The organism is Salipiger marinus (assembly GCF_900100085.1).
GTDB classification, from domain to species: domain Bacteria; phylum Pseudomonadota; class Alphaproteobacteria; order Rhodobacterales; family Rhodobacteraceae; genus Salipiger; species Salipiger marinus.
Window position 1 is genome coordinate 1 of sequence record NZ_FNEJ01000069.1, and the last position, 3648, is coordinate 3648.

Sequence of the window (3648 nt, forward strand, 5' to 3'; positions counted from 1 at the left end):
AGAGCAGATCGCCGAATTGCGTGGTGCGCCCTCCGCATGATCCGCGCCTCCGATCCCATCCTTGCCTTCGGGCTGCGCGCGCAGGCGGTCGCGGTCAAGGCGCAGGCCGCGTGCCTGTCCGAGCGGGACATGCTGGATCTGGTCGAGGCGCTGCTGGATTGGGCTGACGGGGATTTCCGGGCCCGCGATGCGGTGCGGGAGTTCCTGGCGCTGTGCCGGCATGACGTGCCCTGCGCCGGGCGGTTCCTGCAGGGCTGGCTGGAAGCGTGGCTGGTGGTGATCTCGGACAATTGGCCGGGCGATGTGCTGGCGGTGCTGCAGGGCGAGGCGCCCGGGCCGCTGCCCGAGGGCTGGCGCCATGTCGCGGACTGCGTTCCCCCGATCAAGGGGTCTGGCCATGGCTGATGCGGTGCTGGGTCCAGAGGCCAAGCTGGCGATGATCGCGGACCTGCCCCGGGCAGAGCTTAAGGGCTGGCTCTGGCAGCTGCGCCATGTCCGGCAGCGCGCCTATTTCCCTGGCGAGATGGCGGCGCTGACCTCGCGGGCCGATCAGCTCGGCCTCGATCTGCGGCAGGAGGCGTCATGGACCCTCGGCTGACTGAGGCCAAGGCCATCCCGGTGCGCGAGCTGGTCGACCGGCTGGGCATTGTCGGCCTGCGGGTAGCGGGCGGCGAGCTGGTCGGACCCTGTCCGCTTTGCGGTGGCCGGGACCGGTTCGGCATCAACCTGCACAGCCGGGCGTTCCTGTGCCGCAAGTGCGGGATCACCGGCGGCGACTCGGTCGAACTGGTGCGGCAGGTGCTGAACCTGGGATTTGCCGCCGCGCTGACCTGGGCTTGTGGCGAGGCGCCCGCCTCGATCGATCCGGCGGAGGTGGCCCGGCGCCGTTCCGTTGCCAAGGCGGCAGAGCAGCGCCAGCGCGAGGCGCAGAACCGCTATCGTGAGCAGAGCCTGCGCGATGCCCGCGACATCTGGGCCCGGTCGCGGCCCGGCTCGCAGGGCGTGGTGCGGGCCTATCTGATGGCGCGCGGGTTCACGCCCGACATGCTGCCCGAGCTGCCCGAGGCGCTGCGATTCCTTGTCGATCACCCTTACGTCAAGAAGATCGGGCACGAGCTGGTTACGGTGCATCGCGGCCCCTGCATGATCGCGGGCGTCCTCGATGCCGGGGGCGGGCTGACGGCGGTGCATCAGACATGGGTCGATCCCGAGCCGCCGCATGGCAAGGCGCGGATCACGTGGCAGGGCGAGCCGATGCCCGCCAAGATGGTGCGCGGCTCCAAGAAGGGCGCCGCGATCCGGCTTTGCACGCCGGATGGTGCTGACACGCTGGTGATGGGTGAGGGCATCGAAACCACGCTTACCGCCATGGCGGCGGCGGCGGTGCCGGGCGCCGCCTATTGGGCCGGGGTGGATCTGGGCAACATGGCGGGCCGGGCGCGGCGCGGCGAAGGCATGCGCTATGCCGGTCTGCCGGACCTGACCGATACCGAAGCCTTTGTGCCGCCCCGCTGGGTGCGGCGGCTGATCTTCATTCAGGACGGGGATTCCGACCCGCGCGCCACGCGGCACAAGCTCGAATGCGGACTGCGCCGCGCCATGGCGCTGCGGCCCGGCCTGCGCGGCCAGATCGTCCACCCCGGGGAGGGGGTGGATCTGAACGATGTCCTGACGGGACGGGACAGACAAGACGACACGAGGGACAACGAATGACCGAGATTGCGCTGCCGGAGGCCTCGCCCCGCGATCGTGAAGTGCAGCATGTGGTGCTGCAGCTGGTCGAGGCCTATGCCTTTGCCGAGGCCGCCGCGGTGCTGAATGCCCGGCTGCGGGAGATTGAATCGGGCCGCCGGTCGCAGATCGAACGGGTGTTTCTGGACTGGTGCGCGCTGCCCGCCGACGCCCGGCCGGGTTTCCTCACATACGCGCATCACCGGCGATCCCCCGAACTCGGGAGGCCCGCCGACCAATGACCGATCGCAGAGAAGACGTGCGCGCGCGCTTTGCCGCCGCAGAGGATGTCGACCTGCCCGAGGGCGTAGCGGCAGAGGCGCCGCAGCAGGATGATGCCGGCAGCGGTGAAGGATCACCCGGCGGTGAGGCGGGCGCGGAGGCAGGCTCGGGCGGGAGAAAGGGTAAGAGCCTCACCCCTGAGCAGAAGGAAGAAAAGGACTGTGCCGCGTTCCCTTTGAACGACACCGGCAACGGCCACCGCTTTGCCAGGTATTGCGGCACCAGCGCGCTGAAGGTGCCCCGGGTCGGCTGGCATGTCTGGGACGAACGCCGCTGGCATCTGGACCCCGACGAAATCAAGGTTCGGCGTTTGGCCCAAAGCGTGCCGCCGCGCATCCTGAAAGAGATCCCGCATCTTGTTCTTGAGGACTGGCAGCTGCGCGAGTTGCAGGGGGAGACTGCGACGCGCGCCCGTCATGCGGCGCTGTCCTCGATCCCGCGCGATGACCTGACACCCGAACAGCAGGTGGAACTGGAAGACCTGTCGCAGAAGCTGATCTGGATCCGGAAGATCAAGGATCGCAAATCCGGCATGAAGAGCGATCATCGCAGTTTCGCGAAGACCTCGGGCAACAAGGGCCGCATCGATGCGATGCTGAATGAGGCCATCGTGCTGCTGGCGCAGGATGTCGAAGATCTCGACTCCGATCCGCTGACGGTGAACACGGAAAATCGCGTCCTACGGTTTTCGGTGGAGGCGGCCCGGCCCGATCAGGGCCTGTCACGCACAGCGGACATGGAAGACATCGACCACGCGCGCGAGATCCCGGTGCCCGGGCGGGCGCGTCCGCAGATCATCACCAAGATGATGCCGGTGGTCTATGATCCAGATGCTACCTGTCCGACCTTTGACCGCTTTCTGGCCCGGGTGCAGCCCGCCCTGGAAATGCGGGCCTTCCTGCAGCGCTGGTTCGGCCTGTCCATGACCGGGCTGAAGATCCAGAAGTTTGCCTTCATGTATGGTGCGGGCGCCAACGGCAAATCCGTGCTGGTCGATCTGATCGCCCGGATGCTGGGAGACTATTCCCACATGGCCAAGATCGAATCCTTCACCGGGCGCAACCGGCGCGGCGGTGGTGATGCCACGCCCGACATCTTCCCACTGATGGGCGCCCGGATGGTGCGCGCCTCGGAGCCGGAAGAGGGCGAGCGGCTGCAGGAAGGGTTGATCAAGGAACTGACCGGGGGCGAGCCGCTTCTTGTGCGCCAGCTGAACGAAAACTTCATCGAGGTGCATCCGTTCTTCAAGCTGACCATGTCGGGCAACCATAAGCCGGATATCCGGGGCACAGATGACGGCATCTGGCGCCGGGTGCTGCTGGTGCCCTTCGACGTCCAGATTCCGCCCGAGGAACGCGATGAGAAGCTGGGCGAAAAGCTCTGGGAAGAGCGGTCCGGGATCCTGAACTGGCTGATCTCTGGTCTGATCGATTATCTGGAGCGCGGCCTGCAGGAGCCCCGGCAGGTGCTGGATGCGACCAAGGATTATCGCGCCGACAGCGACCCGATCGGGACGTTCCTTGGCGATGCCTGTGTGGTGACCGGCGACCCCGATGATTTCCTGCTGGCGCGGGAACTGATCCAAGGTTTCAACCTGTGGCTCGACATGCGTGGCGAGGGCATGTGGGGCGATCG

5 protein-coding genes are annotated in these 3648 nt (G+C 67.2%); all 5 read left to right on the plus strand.

The annotated features are described in order from the left end of the window. Positions 1 to 405: hypothetical protein (locus BLR51_RS26715; protein WP_207543710.1), on the plus strand; the 405-nt coding region annotated here is incomplete at its 5' end. Beyond that, on the plus strand, positions 398 to 598 hold the full coding sequence (locus BLR51_RS26720; protein WP_089852575.1) for a hypothetical protein: 201 nt from the start codon (positions 398 to 400) through the stop codon (positions 596 to 598). The genes BLR51_RS26715 and BLR51_RS26720, both read left to right, overlap by 8 nt. Beyond that, the gene (locus tag BLR51_RS26725) at positions 583 to 1713 is read left to right on the plus strand and encodes a DUF7146 domain-containing protein (protein WP_089852576.1); all 1131 of its coding nucleotides are present in this window, start codon (positions 583 to 585) and stop codon (positions 1711 to 1713) included. The genes BLR51_RS26720 and BLR51_RS26725 overlap by 16 nt, the downstream gene beginning before the upstream one ends. Further along, a complete protein-coding gene (locus BLR51_RS26730; protein WP_089852577.1) occupies positions 1710 to 1973 on the plus strand; it encodes a hypothetical protein in 264 nt (87 codons plus the stop codon). Before BLR51_RS26725 ends, BLR51_RS26730 begins: the two co-directional genes overlap by 4 nt. Then, the coding region (locus BLR51_RS26735; protein WP_131821919.1) for a DNA primase family protein at positions 1970 to 3648 on the plus strand (1679 nt) is incomplete at its 3' end. The genes BLR51_RS26730 and BLR51_RS26735, both read left to right, overlap by 4 nt.